Genomic DNA, 19,489 nt, shown 5'->3' on the forward strand with positions numbered 1-19,489 from the left:
GCGTAATGTCAGGGCATGCGCTACGACCTGGTCATCTTCGACAACGACGGCGTGCTCGTGGACAGTGAGCCGATCTCCAATCGGATCCTCGCCGAGTACCTGACCGAACTCGGCCACCCCACCACGTACGAGGACTCCCTCCGGGACTACATGGGTGGAGCCAATCACCGCATCCACGATCTGGTCTTCCAGCGCAGTGGCCAGCGGCTTCCAGAGGGTTTCGACGACCGGTATCACGCCCGCGTCTTCGCGGCGTTCGAGCGCGAGTTGGACAGGGTCGCCGGCGTCACCGAGGTCCTGGAGAAGCTGACGGCATACGGAAGCACGTACTGTGTGGCCTCGTCCGGGAGCCATGAGCGGATTCGGGTGGGGCACCGCAAGACCGGACTCGACCGATGGTTCGACGACGGCCGGATCTTCAGTTCGCAGGACGTGGGGCGGGGCAAACCGGCGCCCGATCTGTTCCTTCACGCGGCCAGTCGTATGGGAGTTGCTCCGGGGCGGTGCGCGGTCGTCGAGGACAGCCCGCTAGGGGTGCAGGCGGCGCTTGCAGCCGGAATGGACGTGTTCGGCTTCACGGCGATGACCCCGTCCGAGCAGCTCTCAGAGGCAGGAGCGAACAAGCTTTTCGGGAACATGGCTGACCTACCTGACCTGCTCCTTTAAGCCTTGTCATGACGGAAGGCCGGACTGCCGACCTGACTTTTGTCACCCGTAGCTCCGGACGATCGTTTCTGACGCCGTGCAGGGTCCGCCGGCGAAGCTGAAGACGTCGAGAACGGGACGTACACAGCGACGACGGAGGAACCCGATCATGAATGGGCCGGCAGAGAAAGCGACCACCACACACAAGCGCGTGAACCCCCTCGAAGGACTGAAGCCCCTCGTCCTCGACGCAGCCGTACCCATCAGCTCGTACTACCTGCTGAACAAGGGATTCGGAATGAGTACGGTGGCCGCGCTGGGCTGGAGCAGCGTCGTACCGGCGCTGCGAACCGTGTGGAGCGTCCTTCGGGAACGCAGCCTCAACGCGCTTGCCGCGCTCATCCTCGTGGTCAACGTGGTGGGCGTGCTCCTCGCCTCCGTCACGGGTGACCCCCGGTTGATGCTCGCCAAGGACAGCGGGGTCAGCAGCGCGATCGGCATCGGGGTGCTGGTCTCGGTGGCAATGGGCCGGCCCGTGATGACGGCCGGGCTGAAGCCCTGGATCACCAAGGGGGAGCCACAGCGGACAGCGGCGTGGGAGCGGCTGGCCGCCAGCGAACCCCGGTTCGTGCGGGCCGAGCGCAGGTTCTCCCTGGTGTGGGGGATCGCGCTGCTGGCGGAGTGTCTGGTGCGGATCGTGGGCGCGTACACGGTGCCGGTGGACACGATGGTGTGGCTGGGCACCGTGATCCTGGTGGTCGCCGTGGTACTGGCCATGGTGGTCTCCGGGCAGTTGGCCATCGGGCCCATGGAGAAGATGGTCGAGTGCGAACTGGAGACGACCAGGCAGGAGCCGTCCCCAGCCACGTACGACGCATACAACACGCGTAACGCCCACAACATGTACAACGCCCACAACACGTACAACGCCCATAACGCGTACAACGCAGGTGTCCCAGAGGGCTCGTGCGAGTCCGCCGAGGCCCCGAACGGGACCTTCGGCACCCCGTACCACTAGGTCATCGACCCATCCACATCGACCGGTCCACGAAGATAGTTGCCTGATTCATCTACCCGTGGGTAGCCAGGGGCCCTACGCTGTGCCGCCATGACGCAAGTGCTGCGGCGCGGTAGGGCCTCCCTGGCGTTCGCGTTCTTCGCCCAGGGCGTGGCGTTCGCGGTGCTCGTGACGCGCATTCCGGCGATCCAGGACCACTACCGGATATCCGATGGGCTGCTGCCCGCCTTCCTCGCCGCCGTTCCGGTGCTCGCGGGTGTCGGCAGCGTCAGCACCGAGCACCTGGTGCGGCGCGTGCGGCCGAGCCGGGTGCTGCGCTGGTCACAGCCGCTGGTGCTGCTGGCGCTGCTCGGTGTCGCTGCCGGGGACCGGGTCTGGCAGGTGGCGGTCGCACTCGGGCTGTTCGGGCTGTGCGTGGGGGCCTTGGACGCGTCCATGAACATGCTGGGGGTCAGCCTCCAACACGCCTACGGGCGCAGCATCATGCTGGGATTCCACGCCGCGTTCAGCCTGGGCGGCATCGTCGGCGCCTCGGTGGCCTGGGCGGGCGCCCACTGGGAGCTGTCGCTGCTCACCACCTACCTGCCGGTCGTCGTGGTGCTGCTTCCGGCGGCGCTGGCCGGCAGTCGCCGGTACGTCGACGGGAGCCGGGCGGACTCCGTGCAGGGCGCTGCTCCGGGAGCCTTTGCGCCGGCGCCCGAAGCCGTCGCCTTCCGGCTGCTCCTGCCGCTGTGCCTGGTGATGGCGTTCGCGTACATCGGGGACTCGACCGTCTCCAACTGGAGCGCCAAGTACGTCAAGGACGTGCTCGGCGGCTCTGATCAGCTGTCCACGGTGCCGTACAACGTCTACATGGCGACGACGCTGGTCGGGCGGGCCCTCGGGGATCTGGGAGTGCGGCGGTTCGGAGCGGTCGGCGTGGTGCGCTGTGGGACGGTCGTCGCGGCGCTCGGGTTCGCCGTGGTGGCGGGCGCGCCGGGGGCGTGGAGCGGGATACTCGGCTTCACGCTGCTGGGGCTCGGGCTGTGCGTGCTGGTGCCGCAGACCTTCGCGGCGGCCGGGCGGCGCGCGACCGAACGGTACGGGCCGGGGGCCTCGGACGCGGCCGTGGCACGGCTGAACGTCTTCAACTACGTCGGGTTCCTGGTCGGTTCCCCGCTGGTCGGGGCGTTGGGGGACGCCTGGAGCTACCGGGCGGCGATGCTGGTGCCGATGGTGCTGGTGCTCGTGACGCTGTGCTACGCCCGGTCCTTCGCGCCGCAGGACGACGCCGCACCGGCATCGCCGGGCGGGGCGCCGGCCGCTTCGGACGGGGCGGCGGCAGGCTAGGGCAGCTGGGGCAGCTGGGGTGGCCAGGACCGGGCGTCGGCGGCGGTCCAGGCGGAGGGCCCTCGCCCGGGGCAGATACGGTGACGGCATGAGCGGCCGTGCACAGCTGATGTGGGATGACGCAGTGACGGGGTACGACTTCGGTCCGGAGCACCCCATGGACCCGGTCCGGCTGGCCCTGACCAGACGGCTCGTCACGGCGTTCGGGCTCGACCGTGACCTGCGGGTCGTCGCCGCACCGCCGGCCGGCGACTCGACGCTGCGGCTGGTGCACCGTGAGGACTACATCGAGGCGGTGAAGGCGGCGTCCGCCGACCCGGGTTCGATGCACGGCCAGTACGGCATCGGCACCCTGGACGACCCCGCCTTCGCCGGAATGCACGAGGTGTCCGCGCTGATCGCCGGGCAGTCGGTGGGGGCCGCCGAGGACGTCTGGCGCGGTGCGGCCCTGCACGCGGTGAACTTCAGCGGTGGCCTGCACCACGCGATGCCCGGGGCCGCCTCCGGGTTCTGCATCTACAACGACGCCGCCCTCGCCATCGCCCGGCTGCTGGAACTGGGCGCCGAGCGGGTCGCGTACGTGGACGTGGACGTGCACCACGGCGACGGTGTGCAGGCGGCCTTCTGGGACGACCCGAGGGTGCTCACGATCTCGTTGCACGAGCATCCGGGGACGCTGTTCCCGGGGACGGGCTGGCCGGAGGAGACCGGTGGCGAGGCGGCCGAGGGGTCGGCGGCGAACGTGACGCTGCCGGCCGGGACCTCGGACGCCGACTGGCTGCGCGCGTTCCACTCCGTGGTGCCGGAGCTGGTGGCCGACTTCCGGCCGCAGGTGCTGGTGTCCCAGCACGGCGCCGACAGCCACTTCGAGGACCCGCTGGCCCACCTGGCGGTGTCGTTGGATGCGCAGCGGGCCGTCCAGTGGGCCTGTCACGAGCTGGCGCACGAGCACGCCGGGGGGCGCTGGATCGCCCTGGGCGGTGGCGGATACGCGGTGGTGGACGTCGTACCGCGGTCCTGGACGCACCTGGTGGCGATCGCCGCGGGACGTCCCGTCGAACCCGAGACGGAGCTTCCGGAGGAATGGCGGGCCGAAGTGTTCGCGCGAGGGCGGCGGATGGTGCCCGGGCGGATGACGGACGGCCGGTGGCCGGTCTCCTGGTCCGCGTGGGAGAACGGGTACGATCCGGCCGCACGGGTGGATCAGGCCATCCGGGCGACCCGCAACGCGGTGTTCCCGCTGCGGGGGATGCTGCCATAGCCGTCGCCCCTGTCGTGGGGCGGCCAGAAGCGGGCACGGAACAGGGTCCGGCCGCCGTCGACGGTTCCGGCGCCGGCGTTGGCCAGTCTTCGGGGTACGCAGGCCGTGCCGCCGTCCGGACAGACACTCGTGCCCGGGTGTGCTACTCGCCCTCAGCTCATCGCAGGGCGCTCATGTCGACATAACGACCTGGTTCCCGCTACGCATCCGCATGTTTTGCGGCGTACGAAGAGTCGCTCTGGTGCGGAAAGGAGGCGCGCGGGTGAACGGGTGTGAGACCGGCGCACACATCGGCCTCCCGTTCCCCGTCTGTCCCGTATTGACCGTTGCTACGACCAGTTGTGCGGGGTTGCCGGAGCACGTTTCGGACGGCGTGCGACCGGCTGCGTCGCAGGTCAAAGGGGTTGTGTGGGATGCGGGGCGGTGCGCGGTGCGGCATGGGGCGCGAGGTGGCGGCGCCGGCGGGTGGTGCTCTCGGGCGTGCGCCAGTCGACGGGTGTGCCCGGTCCACGTCCTACCGCCCGCTTACTCGCTATGTACTCAAACGGGCGTGTCTGTCACAGTAGGCGGCTGAATGCTGCTCCTCTTCCCCACTCGTATCACCCGCCCCTACGCTGGGGAGTGAGCGCACAGCGACGAGGAGTCACCGGAGGGGAAGCCGGGCCCGTCATGTGCGGAAGGTTCAGGTGTGTCATGGCTGCTGGCGAGAGGCCTCTGAACGAGGTTCAGTTCCTGACCGTGGCGGAAGTCGCCTCGGTGATGCGCGTGTCGAAGATGACCGTGTACCGCTTGGTGCACAGCGGTCATCTGCCCGCGATCCGGGTGGGGAGGTCCTTCCGAGTCCCGGAGCATGCGGTTCACGAGTACCTTCGCGATTCCTATGTGGGGGTGGAGACGGCCTGACGGCGGATCTCCTCCGCGTTCCGGGGGCGGCCCGCCCGGTTCCGTGCAAGCGGAGCCACGGACGCCCCCGGAACACTCGTGGAGGCTTTCCCACCCCTCGATTGCAACCCTGGCGCACGGCCGGGGTACGCTAGCCCTTCGTAGGTCGTGTGGGCCCCAACGCAGCCCCGCACGGGTGATTGCCCCTGTCGGGGATCACTAAGCAGATGAGAAATGAGCGAGGGTAGCAGTGGGCTCAGTTATCAAGAAGCGGCGCAAGCGGATGGCGAAGAAGAAGCACCGCAAGCTGCTCAAGCGCACCCGCGTGCAGCGGCGCAACAAGAAGTAAGAGCGCGACGCTGGACCAACGCGGTCCGTGGCCCTTCCACCACAGGTGGGAGGGCCATTGGTGCGTGACCAGGCGGGATACTGTGTGGCTGTCGTTCGCGATGCGGCTGTCGTTCTCGATGACGTGCGGCGATGGTTACGTGTCGACGCGGTGACGTACCCGTCTCGACAATGCGGCGGCCTCGTGCCGTCTCGATAACGCGGTACCCGGGACGGTCCCGCGCGCGGTACGACAGTAGGGGCGGCCTGCACTCGGGGCGGCGCGGCGTGCAGGGCCGCGCGATCGGGTGGGGTTACGGTCGGCCACAGAGTGCTCGGACATGCGGGAAGGCAGGCGGCTGACCTTGGGCAGGATCGTGCTGGTGACCGGGGTGGCCCGGCAGCTCGGCGGCCGGTTCGCGCGCCGCATCCACCAGGAACCCGGGGTCGACCGGGTCGTCGCCGTGGACGCGGTGGTGCCCGAGCACGAGCTGGGCGGCGCCGACTTCGTGCAGGCGGACATACGCCAGCCGGCGATCGCCCGGGTGCTCGCCGAGTACTCCGTCGACACGGTCGTCCACATGGACGTCTCCGGCACCGCACTCGGCGGCGGCAGCCGTGCCGCGGTCAAGGAGACCAACGTCATCGGCACCATGCAGCTGCTGGGCGCCTGCCAGAAGTCTCCGACCGTCCGGCGACTCGTGGTGAAGTCCTCGACCAACGTCTACGGTTCCGCGCCCCGCGACCCCGCCGTCTTCCACGAGTCCACCTCCCCCAAGTCGTTGCCGCAGGGCGGCTTCGCGAAGGACACGGTGGAGGTGGAGGGCTACGTACGCGGGTTCGCGCGGCGCCGGCCCGATGTGGCCGTGTGCATCCTGCGGTTCGCCAACATCCTCGGCACCGCCGACGACAATCCGCTCTCCGAGTACTTCTCGCTCCCCGTGTTGCCCACCGTCTTCGGCTACGACCCCCGGTTGCAGTTCGTGCACGAGGACGATGTGCTGGACGTGCTGCGGCTGGCCGCGCACCGGGCGGATCTCGAGGCCCCGGGCAGCCGTACGTTCAATGTCGCGGGTGACGGTGTGGTGTTGTTGTCGCAGTGTGCGCGCCGGCTGGGCCGTCCCACCGTGCCCGTGCTGCTGCCCGCCGTCAGCTGGGCGCGTTCGGCGCTGCGGACCCTCGGTGTGACGGACTTCTCGCCGGAGCAGGTGCGGCTGCTCACGCACGGGCGGGTGGTGGAGACCCGGCGGATGCGTGAGATTCTCCGCTTCACGCCGCGGTACTCGACTGCGGAGACCTTCGCGGAGTTCGTCCGGGCCCATGGTGTCGGGCTGCTGCCGCCGCAGGCGGTGGCGGACGCCGTCGACCGTGCCGGAGCGCTGGTCGCCAAGGCCGTCCGGACCGTGCGACAGCCGGCCCCCACCGGCGCCGACCAAGGTTGATAAGGGTCGATAAGGGTCGATAGAGGAGCGCAGCAACAATGGCGGACGCCAAGGTCATTCCGTTCGACGACGACCGCTCGCGCGCCGGCGCGCAGCGCTCCGGGCGCCGTCGCGCCGCCCAGTCTCGCGCCACTGACCGGGCCACCGCATCGCGTACCGGCGACTCGGACACGCCGGGGCGCACGGACGCCGAGGGCGCGTCGGACGGCTCGGACGCCGTGCATGACGAAGCCGGCGCGCGTGACGGGGACACCGGCGCGCCCGAGGCCGGGGAGGTCGCCTCGCTCCCCGAGCAGCAGACCCGACGCACCGGGACCCACGACGGCCCCGATGCCGCGCCGCGCCCTGGGCGTGGCAAGGGCGGCCGGAAGGGGGGCAGGCCGTCGGCAGGGCGGCGGACCGGGTCCCCGGAAGCGGGAGGCGGGTCCCGTGGCGCGGGTGCCGCGGCAGGCGCGTCCCCGACCGCTGGTGGCGGATCGCAGGTCCCGGACCCGGGTGCTGACGTCCACGGTGCGGATCACGAGTCACCTGAGGCCGGCGGTGTCGCCGGTGGGGCGGGTACCGACTGGGAGCGCCGGCTCGCTGGGGGCCTTGCCTTTCTGCGCCGGCGGCTGACCGGTGACTATGACACCGACGACTTCGGCTATGACGCCGAGCTCACCGACCAGGTCCTGATGTCCCTGCTGCGGCCCCTGTACGAGAAGTACTTCCGGGTCGAGGTGCAGGGCGTCGAGAACATTCCGTCCGAGGGTGGGGCGCTGATCGTTGCGAACCATTCCGGGACGTTGCCGCTGGACGGCCTGATGATGCAGGTCGCCGTGCACGACCACCATCCGGCCAGCCGCCATCTGCGGTTGCTCGCGGCGGACCTGGTCTTCATGCTGCCGGTCGTCAACGAGCTGGCGCGTAAGGCCGGGCACACGCTGGCCTGCGCGGAGGACGCGGAGCAGCTGCTGGAGCGTGGCGAGCTGGTCGGGGTGATGCCGGAGGGGTTCAAGGGCGTCGGCAAGCCGTTCAGCGAGCGGTACAAGCTCCAGAGGTTCGGGCGGGGTGGTTTCGTGTCGACGGCGCTGCGGGCCGGTGTCCCGATCGTGCCGTGCTCGATCGTCGGGGCCGAGGAGATCTACCCGATGATCGGGAACGCGAAGACGCTGGCGCGCCTGCTCGGGTTCCCGTATTTCCCGATCACGCCCACGTTCCCCTGGCTCGGTCCGCTTGGCGCCCTGCCGCTGCCGACGAAGTGGACGATCCAGTTCGGCGAGCCGATCGAGACCGACGGGCATCCGCCGGAGGCGGCGGAGGATCCGATGCTGATGTTCAACCTGACGGATCAGGTACGCGAGCAGATCCAGCACACCCTCTACCGCCTGCTGGTGCAGCGCCGGTCGGTCTTCTTCTGATCCTGAGGACCAGCGAGGGCGCGGAGCCGGTTCTGGCCGGATCCGCGCCCTGGGAGTGCTGTCTGTGGAGATCTCTGGAGTTCTGTCTCCGGAGCTGTGTCTGGGGAACGGTCAGTCCGTCCCGTCGTCCTCCCGGTCCAGGTCCAGGTCCGGCAGGAAGCCGGGGAGCAGGGGCGGCAGGGTGACGTCGGCGTCGGGGATCCGGCCGCTGCGGCCGCCCTTGGCGGTGGGGCTCGGGGGGTTCAGATCGTCGGTGGGCGGGGCGAACAGGCTTGGGGTGGAGCCGAGCAGTCCGTCGTTGTCCGAGGTGGAGGGCTCGGGGCTGTCGGTGTGGTCGGCGCCGCTGCTGAACGGGGAGCCGGGGGCCGAGGACGATGTGTTGTGGGTGTCGGACGGCTGGTCGGCGGCCGGGGCGCTGTAGGGGCCGGCTGAGCCCTGTCCTTGGGAGGGCGAGGGCAGCAGCGGGCGGAGCGGGTCGACCTGCTGGTCTATGGCGTCGAAGACCGAACTGACCTCGTCGCGCACGTCGCCGAGCTGGTGGGGGAGCCGGTCGCGGAGGGTTGCCCAGCTGTCCCGGTGGGTCTGGGAGAACGTGGACAGGGTCTCGATGGGGGTGAGGGAGCCGTCGCGCCGGTAGGCGGCGAAGAGCAGGCGGCGGCCCTCGGAGGCGTCGTGCCGCACGCCGGAGAGGGCGTGCCGGACCTCGGCGACCGATTCGGGGTCGAGGGGGCCGGAGCGGCCGCGTTCCATGAGCCGGCGGGCCTCGTTCAGCCGGGTGGAGGCCTGGTCGAGGTAGAGCCCTCCGCGGTCGGAGTCGCTGCTGGCCATGCCGAGCTTGACGTCCTCCATGCCCCGCTTGAGGCCGTAGAGGGAATCTCCTGGCAGCGCGTCGGAGCTGGCTGCGGCGACGCCTCCGAAGGTTCCGGCGGCCACGCCGAGGGTGAGCCCGCTTGCGGCGATGCTCTTGGACAGGCGGGAGCGTGGCCTCAGCCCGCCCAGGGGTCCGGCCCGGTGGGAGCCCCTGCGCTGGTGGGACCGCTGTTCGGGGACCGTGGGGTCGGTGGCTTCGAACGGGGTCGTGCCTTCGCGCACCATGGCTTCCATGGCGGCCATGAGCTGGGTGCGCTGGACGGCTTTGACGTCCGCGTCCAGCTCGGGCTTGGGCATGTCGGCGAGACTGCCTGCCACGGCCAACATCCGGGTGTGCTCGGGCCGTTCGGCCGGCTCCTCGGGCGTGGTGCCCCGGGCGGATCGCTCCTCCAGGGCTCGGGCGAAGGCGTTCGCCCGCCGGTGTGCCGATACGTTCGCGATCACTGGCGGCACCTCCTCTCGTCATGACGGTCGACTCCCCAGAGGATCCTGAGGGTTGCAGCCCATACCTACGCTCACACGAATGAGTGAGCGTAGATCGTGAGCCTTCAACCGCAGGGAGCCTGTATCCCGGACAACGAGCGGTGCAGCACTTGGGTTACGGACGAAAGATGATCGGACCACGACGCCAATTGTCGTGCACGTTATGTGAGTTGATCGTTGCGCTGTGTGTCGGTGGGTCGTCGGGGTGGCCGGGCGCCTGCTCGCCGGCGCGGCGGGGGAGGGGCTGAGGGGCCGGCCGGGTGGGAAGGCGGCCGTGGTGGGGACGGGGCGGCGGGAGGGCGTGCGGGAGGGTGCTGGCGCGCGGGGCGGCAGGGTGTTCCCAGGTGGGCGGGGTGTACGCGGTGTACGGGGAGTGCTGGGGACGTATGGAATGGTGGGCGAGAGGTACGGGTGGGATCGTACCTGGGGCGGTTAGGGGCTTTACGAGGACACGCGGGTGAGGGGGATCGGGGGTGTCTCGGTGTGCCGGGCCGCCGTCGGCCGGTGGGTGGTGCCGTCGGCGGGGTGTCGTGGACGGGAGTCGGCGTCGCTCAGCGGGTGTCGTCCGGCAGGAGCCGGGCCAGGGTGCGGACCGCGCGGTACTGGAGGGTCTTGATCGCGCCTTCGTTCTTGCCCATGACGCGGGCGGTCTCGGCGACGGACAGGCCCTGGAGGAAGCGCAGCGTGACGCATTCCTGCTGCTGGGGGTTGAGCCTGCGGACGGCGTCGAGCAGGGCGGCGTTGGAGAGGGATTCCAGGACGGAGTCCTCGGGGCTGCGCTCCACCTCGTTGGCGTCGAGCATCTCGCCGGTGGTGACCTCCAGGCGGAAGCGACTGGACTTGAAGTGGTCCGCGACCAGGTTGCGGGCGATGGTGACGAGCCAGGCGCCGAAGTCGCGACCCTGCCAGGTGAAGGTGCCGATGCGGCGCAGCGCCCGCAGGAAGGTCTCGCTCGTGAGGTCTTCGGCGGTGGCCTTACCGCCGACGCGGTAGTAGATGTACCGGTAGACGGTGTCGCTGTACTGGTCGTAGAGGCGGCCGAAGGCCTCGGCCTCGCCGGCCTGGGCGCGCTCGACCAGCTCCATCATGCGGGCGCTGTCGCTGTCCGCTGCGGGGCGTCGGATGGTGGGGGTGGTGGATGTGGCGGGTGCTGTGCGGCCCCGCCTGCCGACGGCGGCGCTGCCGTCGGCCAGTGCGTAGCACGGGCCGACGGGGCCGGTGGTGGGGCGTGGCTCGGATGAGATGGCGCGGGTGGGGGCGGTGAGGGCCGTGGGGCCGGCGTATGCGGTGGAGGCGGCATACGCGGTGGGGACGGTGGGGACGAAGTCGCGCAGGCAGTCGAGGACTGTAGCGCGCAACGTAGCCAGGCCCGAGGCGTCAACCCCGACGTGTGGGTACACAAGACTCCCAGAGGCAGAGCTTCCATCACGTGCAGTACGGGACCATTCACCCGTCGTGACGACGTGTGGGTACCGGTTTTCGTCTGAGGAGAATAACGCTTCGTACAGGCAGCACTACACCCAGTTGCTCAAATCGTCGGTTCCGTCACTTCTGTTATCGAGAGACGACCGTTCAAGTCGCAATTGATGTCCGGATGTTGATCGAAACTGATCATTCACGATCTCATTCCGGGTGTGTTGTGGTCGTCTGGTGTCAACACGACTGGCGAGGGGCGTGCAGGGGTAAAAAGGTGAGATTGCCGCGTGGCGCGCCTATGGCGCGAAGTGGCCCGGGTGGGGCGGTTCGGGGTGCGCCGGTCTGGGTGCGCTGACTGCCGGCTGCGCCGGCTGCGCTGGCTGTGTGGGTGCGTACGGCGCCCCCTGCGGTGGGCGCAGGGGGCTGCGTGACCGGCTGTGACGCGACCTTGCGGGTCGCCGCCGGCGCAGAGGGGTGGTTTCGGTCGTATACGGACCAGCGGCCGGTGGGGGTTGCTCGCTCCCCCACTGCCTCAAGGGGGTGGGAGGCACCCCCATCCCCGCGCCCCTTACCGGTGCCTTCGGCGCCACGGGGCCCACGGCGGGCCATGGCGTACCCGGCTACTGGCGGCGGCGGTGCAGGGCGATGGCCGCTGCCGTGCCGCCTGCCACCGCGCCCACGCCGGCCGCGGCGGGGATGCCGACCTTGGCCGCCTTGCGCCCCGTGCGGTAGTCACGCAGGCGCCAGTCCTGCTGCTTGGCGTGCTTGCGCAGCTTGGCGTCCGGGTTGATGGCGTACGGGTGGCCGACCAGGGAGAGCATCGGGATGTCGTTGTGCGAGTCGCTGTACGCGGCACAGCGCGACAGGTCGAGCCCCTCGGCGACGGCCAGGGCGCGCACCGCCTCCGCCTTCGCCGGGCCGTGCAGCGGCTCGCCGACCAGCTTGCCGGTGTAGACACCGTCGACGGACTCGGCGACCGTGCCGAGCGCACCGGTCAGGCCGAGCCGGCGGGCGATGATCGTGGCGGTCTCCACCGGCGCCGCGGTGACCAGCCAGACCCGCTGGCCGGCGTCCAGGTGGGCCTGGGCGAGGGCGCGGGTGCCGGGCCAGATCCGTTCGGCCATGTACTCGTCGTAGATCTCCTCGCCGATCGCCATCAGCTCGGCGACGCGGTGGCCCTTGACGATGGAGAGCGCCGACTCGCGCACGTCCTGCATGTGGTCGGGGTCCTCGACCCCGGCGACCCGGAACCACGCCTGCTGCCAGGCGAACCGGGCCAGCTCGCGGCGCTGGAAGAACTTCCGCTTGTACAGGCCGCGGCCGAAGTGGAAGATGGCGGCGCCCTGCATCACCGTGTTGTCCAGGTCGAAGAACGCGGCGGCGTGGGTGTCGCCGGCGACCGGGAAGGGTTCCTCGGTCTCGCCCGGTGCCGGGGATTTCGCGGTGCGGCGCTCGGCCGCCTCCGGATGCTCCCGGGAGGACGTGCGCGCCGCCTCCGCCGAGGCCTCACCGGCCAACACGCTGCGTGCGGTGGCGGAGCGTCTGCGGGGTGTGAGCCATCCAAGAGCGGACATGACGTGAGCATAGCCAGTCGGAGCGTGGTCCCGGCATCGTGCAGGTGACGTGCTGTGAACTCTGCGCTACGGGGTCGTGGCCAGGGGCCGGTTGAACGCATCGTGCGCGGGGTCAGAATGGAGCGCATGAGCCCCCTGTTGAGACGCCGCGGGAAGCGGCGGCCCGAGGACCGTGTGGTCACCTTGATCGGCAAGCCCGGCTGTCATCTGTGCGACGACGCACGTGCCGTGATCGAGAAGGTCTGCACCGACCTGGGCTCCTCCTGGGAGGAGCAGGACATCCTGCGCGACGAGGAGTTGTACCGCAAGTACTGGGAGCAGATCCCGGTGGTGCTGGTGGACGGTGCGCAGCACGACTTCTGGCGGGTCAGCGAGGACCGGCTGCGTCGCGCACTGACCGAGTAGGTCGAGTAGGTAGGTCGGCCTGGTCGGTCGGTCGGCCTGGTGGACCGGGTAGGTCGAGACGGTCTGGTGGATCGAGTCGACCGGGTGGCTGGAGTGGCGAGTGGCTCGGCCGGTGCGTCGAGTCGAGTGGTTCATCAGCTCATATGCTGAGTCGTTTCCGTGTGGGGTGTGGCTTTTCCGTGCGCCGTCCCGCTTGAGTGTGCCGGGTGGCCCGTCGATTCGGGCCCCTGCCGGCGCGAGCCGCACCACGCCCCCGCGGGTCGTCCCGGAGGCGGCGCGTGCGGTGTCCGTGATCATGCGTCCGCACCTCTGTGGCCAGGTCTTTCGTGCTTCGTTGGGGCTCCGTGCCGGTGTGTGGCGGCGGGTGTGCGGGGGCCTGGGACGCGCCCGTGCGTGCTGCCGGATCGGAGCCCGGGCCGGCGCCCGGGCCGGTGCGCGGACGGGGCGCGTGAGGCGACTGTCACCGTGCGAGGGGTCATTCGACCCTCTGAGATTCGCATACGATCGTCTTACGATCGAAGCTTCGATCCGATCTCGGGGGTGAGGATCGTGAGGAGTGTGTCCTGCTTTGCCCCCGTATCCCCCGCCGCCGGTGATGGAGCGACGAGCGCAACGCTGTCGCCCGCACAGGGGTTCCATGGCCTCGAACGTAGGTCGCGTGACCCCGGTCACGTTGCGGGGGCAAATCGGACACAATCTTTGTGCACGCGTTCACAAAGGCATAGCCTGCTTTCGATGGGGCGGTACGGGAACAGATGGCCGCTCACAGCCCCGATCTACCCGCAGGAGCATCGTGGCAACTGGCCGAACTCACCGACCGGCGACCCGCAGCCGAGGGATTCCCGAGGCCACCGTCGCCAGGCTTCCGCTGTATCTGAGGGCCCTCACGGCACTGTCGGAGCGCTCGGTTCCCACTGTCTCCTCCGAGGAACTCGCGGCCGCCGCCGGGGTCAACTCCGCCAAACTCCGCAAGGACTTCTCGTACCTGGGCTCCTACGGGACGCGTGGTGTCGGCTATGACGTCGAATACCTCGTCTACCAGATCTCCCGTGAGCTGGGGCTCACCCAGGACTGGCCGGTCGTGATCGTCGGAATCGGTAACCTCGGCGCCGCCCTGGCCAATTACGGCGGGTTCGCCTCCCGCGGCTTCCGGGTCGCCGCGCTGATCGACGCCGATCCCGCCATGGCCGGCAAGCCGGTCGCGGGCATCCCCGTGCAGCACACCGACCAGCTCGAAACGATCATTCAGGAGAACGGCGTCTCGATCGGCGTCATCGCCACGCCGGCCGGCGCCGCCCAGCAGGTCTGCGACCGCCTGGTGGCCGCCGGAATCACCTCCATCCTCAACTTCGCGCCGACCGTGCTGTCCGTGCCGGACGGCGTCGACGTTCGCAAGGTCGACCTCTCCATCGAGCTCCAGATCCTCGCCTTCCACGAGCAGCGCAAGAACGGTGAGGAGCGCGACGCGCACGACGAGCGTGAGGAGCGCGCCAGGCAGACCCGGCGCGCCCCCGCCCTGTCCGCCGGAGCAGCGCCGGCCGCCGGTGCCGCCGCCGGAGGGGCGTCCGACGGCGTGGCGCCGAAGACCCCGAAGGGACCCGACGGGGATGTCCCCGCCGTGATGCCGGCATGAGTCTGCTGGTCGTCGGACTGAGCCACCGCAGCGCGCCGGTGAGCGTGCTGGAGCGCGCCGCGCTCCCGGCGGACGCCGTCGCGAAGCTGCTGCACGACACCCTCGCCGCCGAACCGAGCGACGAGGCCGCGGTGCTCGCCACCTGCAACCGCATCGAGCTGTACGCGGACGTGGACAAGTTCCACGCGGGCGTCGCCGAGCTGTCCACGCTGCTCGCCCAGCACAGCGGTGTGGGGCTCGAGGAGCTCACCCCGTACCTCTACGTGCACTACGAGGACCGTGCCGTCCACCACCTGTTCTCGGTGGCCTGCGGTCTTGACTCGATGGTGGTCGGCGAGGGGCAGATCCTCGGGCAGATCAAGGACGCGCTGGCCACCGCGCAGGAGCAGCAGACCGCGGGCCGGCTGCTCAACGAGCTGTTCCAGCAGGCGCTGCGGGTCGGCAAGCGGGCGCACTCCGAGACCGGCATCGACCGTGCCGGGCAGTCCCTGGTCACGTTCGGGCTCGAGCAGCTGGCCGGCAGTGCGCCGGTCGACTCCTGGGCCGCCGGCAAGCGTGCCCTGGTGATCGGCGCCGGTTCGATGTCCTCGCTGGCCGCGGCGACGCTCGCGCGCGCCGGGATCGGCGAGATCGTGATCGCCAACCGCACACCGGCGCGCGCCGAGCGGCTCGCCCGCGCCCTGACGGCGGGCGACCCGGGTGCCGGGCCCGCAGCCGCGAGCGGCGCACGGGTCGGTGTGCCGGCCCGCGCGGTCGGCATGGACCGGGTGCCGGACGAGCTGACACGTGCCGACGTCGTGGTCTCCTGCACCGGCGCCACCGGTCTGGTGCTCACCGCCCAGGCCGTCGAGGCCGCGGTCGCCGGCCGTGTCCCGGCCGACCCCGCGCACACCGCGCCGCACCAGGGCCACGCCGCCGGACACCCGGACACCGGTGCACCGGCGCACAACCGTCCGGGCGCCCGGAACGCCGAGGCCTGCCCCGTCGATCTCTCCGCCGTGCAGGAGGTGCCCTCCGGGTTCTCCGTGGCGGGCGACGCGGCGGTGGCCGGCATGGACGCGGCCGCGCTGGAGCAGCACGCCGTGTGGGTCGACAAGGGCATCGACAACGGGACCACCCCCGCCGGGCGGTCCACCGGCAAGCGGCCCGTCGTGCACGACCCGGCGGCCGAAGCGGAAACGATCGCCGCACTGGCCGCCGCGGCGGCGCGCGGTCGGGTGCCGGAGCGCCGTGGCCCCCGGCCGGACGGCCCGACCTCCCGGCCCGTGGCACTGGCGCTGCTCGACCTGGCCATGCCGCGCGACGTGGACGCCGCCGTGCACCGGATCACGGGGGTCCGTCTTGTGGACATCGAGTGGCTGGCCGAGGCCGCCGCCGATGCGCCGATGGCGGCCGACGTGGACCAGGTGCGGTCCATCGTCGCGGCGGAGGTCGCGGCGTTCGGGGCCGCCCAGCGTGCCGCGCGTATCACTCCAACGGTCGTCGCACTGCGTACCATGGCCGCCGATGTGGTGGCCGGCGAGATCGCCCGTCTGGACGGACGGCTGCCGGGGCTCGACGACAGGCAACGCGCGGAGATCACCCAGACCGTGCGGCGTGTCGTGGACAAACTGCTGCATGCACCGACCGTGCGGGTCAAGCAGCTCGCGGCCGAGCCCGGCGGCGCCGGGTACGCGGACGCGCTGCGGACCCTTTTCGACCTGGACCCGGAGACGGTCGCCGCTGTTTCCCGGGCCGAACGCAACGATGTGAGCGACGCCACCGCCCACGCGGGTGACGGCGAGAACCGAGGGCGAGCATGACCGACGGCAATTTCGCGGGGGAACCTCCCCGGACCGCGGGGGACGCTCCCCGGGGCCCCGGTGAGGCCGTGCACACGGGTGCGCTGCGGCTGGGGACGCTGCGGCTGGGGACCAGGCGCAGCAAACTCGCCATGGCCCAGTCCGGGATGGTGGCCGAGGCGGTGCGACAGGCCACGGGACGCGCCGTGGAACTCGTCGAGATCACCACGTACGGCGACATCTCACGCGAGCACCTGGCGCAGATCGGCGGCACCGGCGTGTTCGTGACCGCGCTGCGCGAGGCCCTGCTCGCCGGCGAGGTCGACTTCGCGGTGCACTCGCTGAAGGACCTGCCGACCGCACAGCCCGAGGGCCTGACGCTGGCCGCGGTGCCCAGGCGTGCGGACCCGCGTGACGTCCTCGTCGCCCGGGACGGGCTGAGCTTCGCCGAGCTGATCGCCGACACGTCGCGGCCGGCGCGGATCGGCACCGGCGCGCCGCGCCGCATGGCCCAGCTGAACGCCTTCGCCAGGTGCCAGCACGCGGCCATAGAGACCGTCCCGGTGCGCGGCAACGTCGACACCCGGATCAACCTCGTACGCAACGGCGAGCTCGACGCGGTGGTCCTCGCCGCTGCCGGGCTCGAAAGGCTCGGCCGGAGCGCCGAGGTGACCGACTTCCTGTCGGTCGACACCGTGCTGCCCGCCCCCGGCCAGGGGGCACTAGCAGTGGAGTGCGCGTCGACGAACGCCTCGCTCGCTGCCGTGCTCGGCGAACTCGACGACCCGCTGACGCGGGCCGCCGTGACCGCGGAGCGGTCCCTGCTCGCCGCCCTGGAAGCCGGCTGTAGTGCGCCCGTGGGTGCGCTGGCCGACTTTCCCCAAGGTCTCGACCTCGGTCGAGCGGGGGAGACCCCAACGGCCGACGAGCAGATTGTCAAGGAAATGCGCCTGCGGGGCGTCGTCGGTACCACCGACGGAACCACGCTGGTGCAGCTGTCCACCACCGGTCCCGTGCCCCAGGCGCACGACCAAGCGACGGCGCTCGGCCGCGAACTCGCGGCGGAGATGCTGGCCAAGGGCGCGGCCGGTCTGATGGGGGAGCGAGCACTTTGAGCCCCACCACCTCGAACCATCCCACCCACTCTGCTCAGCCGGCCCGCGGCAAGGCGGCCTCGAACGCCCCCAACGGCCGGGCCACCGCACGCGGCAGCGGCACCGAGCAGCACACCGCAGGAACGGCGCCTCAGAGATCGACCACCACCCAAGGTCACGTCACCTTCCTCGGTGCCGGGCCGGGTGACCCGGGCCTGTTGACCCTGCGCGCCGTGGAGGCACTGGCCACCGCGGACGTGCTGATCGCCGAGCCCGATGTGCTCGACGTGGTGCGCGGGCACACCAGAGCCGGCGTCACCGTGTGGGACACGGCGGCGGACCGTGCCGAGGCACCCGTGCAGGGCGAGGCCGACCTGGGTGCGGCCACCTCTGAGGGGCGGCCGGCGGGCACACCCCAGCCGGCGGTCATCGACGGCCGGGCTGTTGACGGCGCGTCAAAAACCGCTGGTGTCCCCGCTTTGAGGGATGCGGCCCATCTTGTCATGGCGGCTGCACAGGGCGGCAGGCGGGTCGTCCGTGCGGTGGTCGGCGACCCCGGCTTCGACACCTGTGCCGCCGAGGAGATGCTGGTCTGCGCTGCCGGGGGCGTGCCCTTCGAGGTGGTGCCCGGTGTGGCCACGGCAGTCGGCGTGCCGGCGTACGCGGGCGTGCCGCTCAGGGACGCTCAGGGCGCCGATGTGCGCATCATCGATGCGCGCACCGCGGGTGAGCGGTGCTGGATGGAACTGGGCGCGTCGGACGGCACCGCTGTCGTCAGCGCGACCCTGGACACGGTCGCGCAGATGGCCAGCGAGCTGGTCTCCGCGGGCCGCAAGCCGGACACCCCGCTGACCGTCACCGTCGCCGGCACCACCACCCGCCAGCGCACCTGGACGGCCACCCTCGGCACCATCGCGCAGACCCTGAAGCAGGCCAAGGTGCTGCCGTCGGCGGATGGCGGTCGCCCGGTGATAGCCGTGGTCGGTGAGCGCTCCGCCGCCGCGCAACGCGACCGGTTGTCCTGGTTCGAGTCCAAGCCGCTGTTCGGCTGGAAGGTGCTCGTACCGCGGACGAAGGAGCAGGCGGCCTCGCTCTCCGACCAGTTGCGTTCCTATGGGGCGGTGCCGCACGAGGTGCCGACCATCGCGGTCGAGCCGCCGCGCACTCCGCAGCAGATGGAGCGCGCCGTCAAGGGCCTGGTCACCGGACGCTACGAGTGGATCGCCTTCACGTCCGTCAACGCGGTCAAGGCGGTCCGCGAGAAGTTCGAGGAGTACGGGCTCGACGCGCGTGCGTTCGCCGGGATCAAGGTCGCGGCGGTGGGCGAGCAGACCGCCGAGGCGCTGATCGCCTTCGGCGTGAAGCCGGACCTGGTGCCCAGCGGCGAGCAGTCGGCGGCGGGTCTGCTGGAGGACTGGCCGCCGTACGACCCGGTCTTCGACCCGATCGACCGGGTGTTCCTGCCGCGTGCGGACATCGCCACGGAGACGCTGGTCGCCGGCCTGATCGAGCTGGGCTGGGAGGTCGACGACGTCACCGCCTACCGCACGGTGCGCGCCTCGCCGCCGCCGGCGGAGACCCGTGAGGCGATCAAGGGCGGCGGCTTCGACGCGGTGCTGTTCACCTCCTCCTCGACGGTGCGCAACCTCGTCGGCATCGCGGGCAAGCCGCACAACGTGACGGTGATCGCGTGCATCGGTCCCGCGACCGCGAAGACGGCGCAGGAGCACGGCCTGCGGGTGGACGTGATGGCCCCCGAGCCGTCCGTGCTCAAGCTCGCCGAGGCCCTGGCGGACTTCGGTGCGGGACGCCGCGACGCGGCCGTGGAGGCCGGTGACCCGGTGACCCGACCCAGCGAGCGGCGGCCGGGGGCACGGCGGCGGAGGACGACGACGTAACGGCGCCGCCGGTTTCAGGGGCCACCGCGGA

General features: G+C 70.9%; 16 protein-coding genes. 13 read left to right on the forward strand and 3 right to left on the reverse strand.

What is annotated here, in order from left to right; translation table 11 throughout:
* Positions 1–15 precede the first annotated feature (15 nt).
* The 8 genes from NQO67_RS40960 to NQO67_RS40995 all read left to right on the forward strand — a co-directional run bounded on the left by NQO67_RS40960 (position 16) and on the right by NQO67_RS40995 (position 8,304).
* The gene (locus NQO67_RS40960; RefSeq protein ID WP_255955667.1) at positions 16–666 is read left to right on the forward strand and encodes an HAD family hydrolase; all 651 of its coding nucleotides are present in this window, start codon (positions 16–18) and stop codon (positions 664–666) included.
* 148 nt (positions 667–814) lie between these two features.
* Positions 815–1,663, forward strand: a complete 849-nt coding sequence (locus NQO67_RS40965; protein ID WP_255955668.1) for a VC0807 family protein — start codon at positions 815–817, stop codon at positions 1,661–1,663.
* Positions 1,664–1,753: 90 nt separating this feature from the next.
* Positions 1,754–2,992 carry an MFS transporter gene (locus NQO67_RS40970; RefSeq protein ID WP_255955669.1) on the forward strand — a complete coding sequence of 413 codons (1,239 nt, stop codon included), beginning with the start codon at positions 1,754–1,756 and terminating at the stop codon, positions 2,990–2,992.
* A gap of 88 nt (positions 2,993–3,080) precedes the next feature.
* Positions 3,081–4,253, forward strand: a complete 1,173-nt coding sequence (locus NQO67_RS40975; RefSeq protein WP_255955670.1) for an acetoin utilization protein AcuC — start codon at positions 3,081–3,083, stop codon at positions 4,251–4,253.
* A gap of 693 nt (positions 4,254–4,946) precedes the next feature.
* Entirely contained in the window at positions 4,947–5,156 is a 210-nt protein-coding gene (locus tag NQO67_RS40980) for a helix-turn-helix domain-containing protein (RefSeq protein WP_255955672.1), read from the forward strand.
* A 229-nt stretch (positions 5,157–5,385) separates the two neighbouring features.
* A complete protein-coding gene (locus tag NQO67_RS40985; protein ID WP_003948845.1) occupies positions 5,386–5,484 on the forward strand; it encodes a 30S ribosomal protein bS22 in 99 nt (32 codons plus the stop codon).
* Between the two features lie 343 nt (positions 5,485–5,827).
* Positions 5,828–6,904: an NAD-dependent epimerase/dehydratase family protein gene (locus NQO67_RS40990; RefSeq protein WP_255955704.1), complete on the forward strand. Its 1,077-nt coding sequence runs from the start codon at positions 5,828–5,830 to the stop codon at positions 6,902–6,904.
* A 218-nt stretch (positions 6,905–7,122) separates the two neighbouring features.
* Positions 7,123–8,304, forward strand: coding sequence for a lysophospholipid acyltransferase family protein (locus NQO67_RS40995; protein WP_445195121.1), 1,182 nt, complete (start codon positions 7,123–7,125; stop codon positions 8,302–8,304).
* A 111-nt stretch (positions 8,305–8,415) separates the two neighbouring features.
* Here the strand turns inward: NQO67_RS40995 and NQO67_RS41000 are convergent, their stop codons facing one another.
* The 3 genes from NQO67_RS41000 to NQO67_RS41010 form a co-directional block, all read right to left on the reverse strand.
* Positions 8,416–9,618 (reverse strand): DUF5667 domain-containing protein, encoded by a 1,203-nt coding sequence (locus tag NQO67_RS41000; protein ID WP_255955674.1) that lies wholly within the window; start codon positions 9,616–9,618, stop codon positions 8,416–8,418.
* Positions 9,619–10,208: 590 nt separating this feature from the next.
* Entirely contained in the window at positions 10,209–11,057 is an 849-nt protein-coding gene (locus tag NQO67_RS41005; RefSeq protein ID WP_255955675.1) for an ECF subfamily RNA polymerase sigma factor, BldN family, read from the reverse strand.
* A 636-nt stretch (positions 11,058–11,693) separates the two neighbouring features.
* Positions 11,694–12,647 carry an HAD family hydrolase gene (locus NQO67_RS41010; protein WP_255955677.1) on the reverse strand — a complete coding sequence of 318 codons (954 nt, stop codon included), beginning with the start codon at positions 12,645–12,647 and terminating at the stop codon, positions 11,694–11,696.
* Between the two features lie 126 nt (positions 12,648–12,773).
* Here NQO67_RS41010 and NQO67_RS41015 point away from each other — a divergent pair, with 126 nt between their 5' ends.
* The 5 genes from NQO67_RS41015 (at position 12,774) to NQO67_RS41035 (ending at position 19,458) form a co-directional block, all read left to right on the forward strand.
* Positions 12,774–13,052 carry a glutaredoxin family protein gene (locus tag NQO67_RS41015; RefSeq protein WP_255955678.1) on the forward strand — a complete coding sequence of 93 codons (279 nt, stop codon included), beginning with the start codon at positions 12,774–12,776 and terminating at the stop codon, positions 13,050–13,052.
* Positions 13,053–13,845: 793 nt separating this feature from the next.
* Entirely contained in the window at positions 13,846–14,685 is an 840-nt protein-coding gene (locus NQO67_RS41020; protein ID WP_255955679.1) for a redox-sensing transcriptional repressor Rex, read from the forward strand.
* On the forward strand, positions 14,682–16,487 hold the full coding sequence (locus tag NQO67_RS41025; protein ID WP_255955680.1) for a glutamyl-tRNA reductase: 1,806 nt from the start codon (positions 14,682–14,684) through the stop codon (positions 16,485–16,487). The genes NQO67_RS41020 and NQO67_RS41025 overlap by 4 nt, the downstream gene beginning before the upstream one ends.
* Positions 16,484–17,581 carry a hydroxymethylbilane synthase gene (gene hemC, locus NQO67_RS41030; RefSeq protein ID WP_255955681.1) on the forward strand — a complete coding sequence of 366 codons (1,098 nt, stop codon included), beginning with the start codon at positions 16,484–16,486 and terminating at the stop codon, positions 17,579–17,581. The genes NQO67_RS41025 and hemC overlap by 4 nt, the downstream gene beginning before the upstream one ends.
* 194 nt (positions 17,582–17,775) lie before the next feature.
* Positions 17,776–19,458 carry a bifunctional uroporphyrinogen-III C-methyltransferase/uroporphyrinogen-III synthase gene (locus NQO67_RS41035; RefSeq protein ID WP_374119293.1) on the forward strand — a complete coding sequence of 561 codons (1,683 nt, stop codon included), beginning with the start codon at positions 17,776–17,778 and terminating at the stop codon, positions 19,456–19,458.
* The last annotated feature ends 31 nt before the right edge of the window (positions 19,459–19,489 follow it).

Source organism: Streptomyces odontomachi (assembly GCF_024435355.1).
GTDB classification, from domain to species: domain Bacteria; phylum Actinomycetota; class Actinomycetes; order Streptomycetales; family Streptomycetaceae; genus Streptomyces; species Streptomyces odontomachi.

Excerpts from the sequence above, each read along its gene's own strand:
- NQO67_RS40960 (WP_255955667.1), top strand. The coding sequence starts at position 16 with ATGCGCTACGACCTGGTCATCTTCGACAACGACGGCGTGCTCGTGGAC.
- NQO67_RS40965 (WP_255955668.1), top strand. The coding sequence starts at position 815 with ATGAATGGGCCGGCAGAGAAAGCGACCACCACACACAAGCGCGTGAAC.
- NQO67_RS40970 (WP_255955669.1), top strand. The coding sequence starts at position 1,754 with ATGACGCAAGTGCTGCGGCGCGGTAGGGCCTCCCTGGCGTTCGCGTTC.
- NQO67_RS40975 (WP_255955670.1), top strand. The coding sequence starts at position 3,081 with ATGAGCGGCCGTGCACAGCTGATGTGGGATGACGCAGTGACGGGGTAC.
- NQO67_RS40980 (WP_255955672.1), top strand. The coding sequence starts at position 4,947 with ATGGCTGCTGGCGAGAGGCCTCTGAACGAGGTTCAGTTCCTGACCGTG.
- NQO67_RS41010 (WP_255955677.1), bottom strand. The coding sequence starts at position 12,647 with ATGTCCGCTCTTGGATGGCTCACACCCCGCAGACGCTCCGCCACCGCA.
- NQO67_RS41015 (WP_255955678.1), top strand. The coding sequence starts at position 12,774 with ATGAGCCCCCTGTTGAGACGCCGCGGGAAGCGGCGGCCCGAGGACCGT.
- NQO67_RS41025 (WP_255955680.1), top strand. The coding sequence starts at position 14,682 with ATGAGTCTGCTGGTCGTCGGACTGAGCCACCGCAGCGCGCCGGTGAGC.
- hemC (WP_255955681.1), top strand. The coding sequence starts at position 16,484 with ATGACCGACGGCAATTTCGCGGGGGAACCTCCCCGGACCGCGGGGGAC.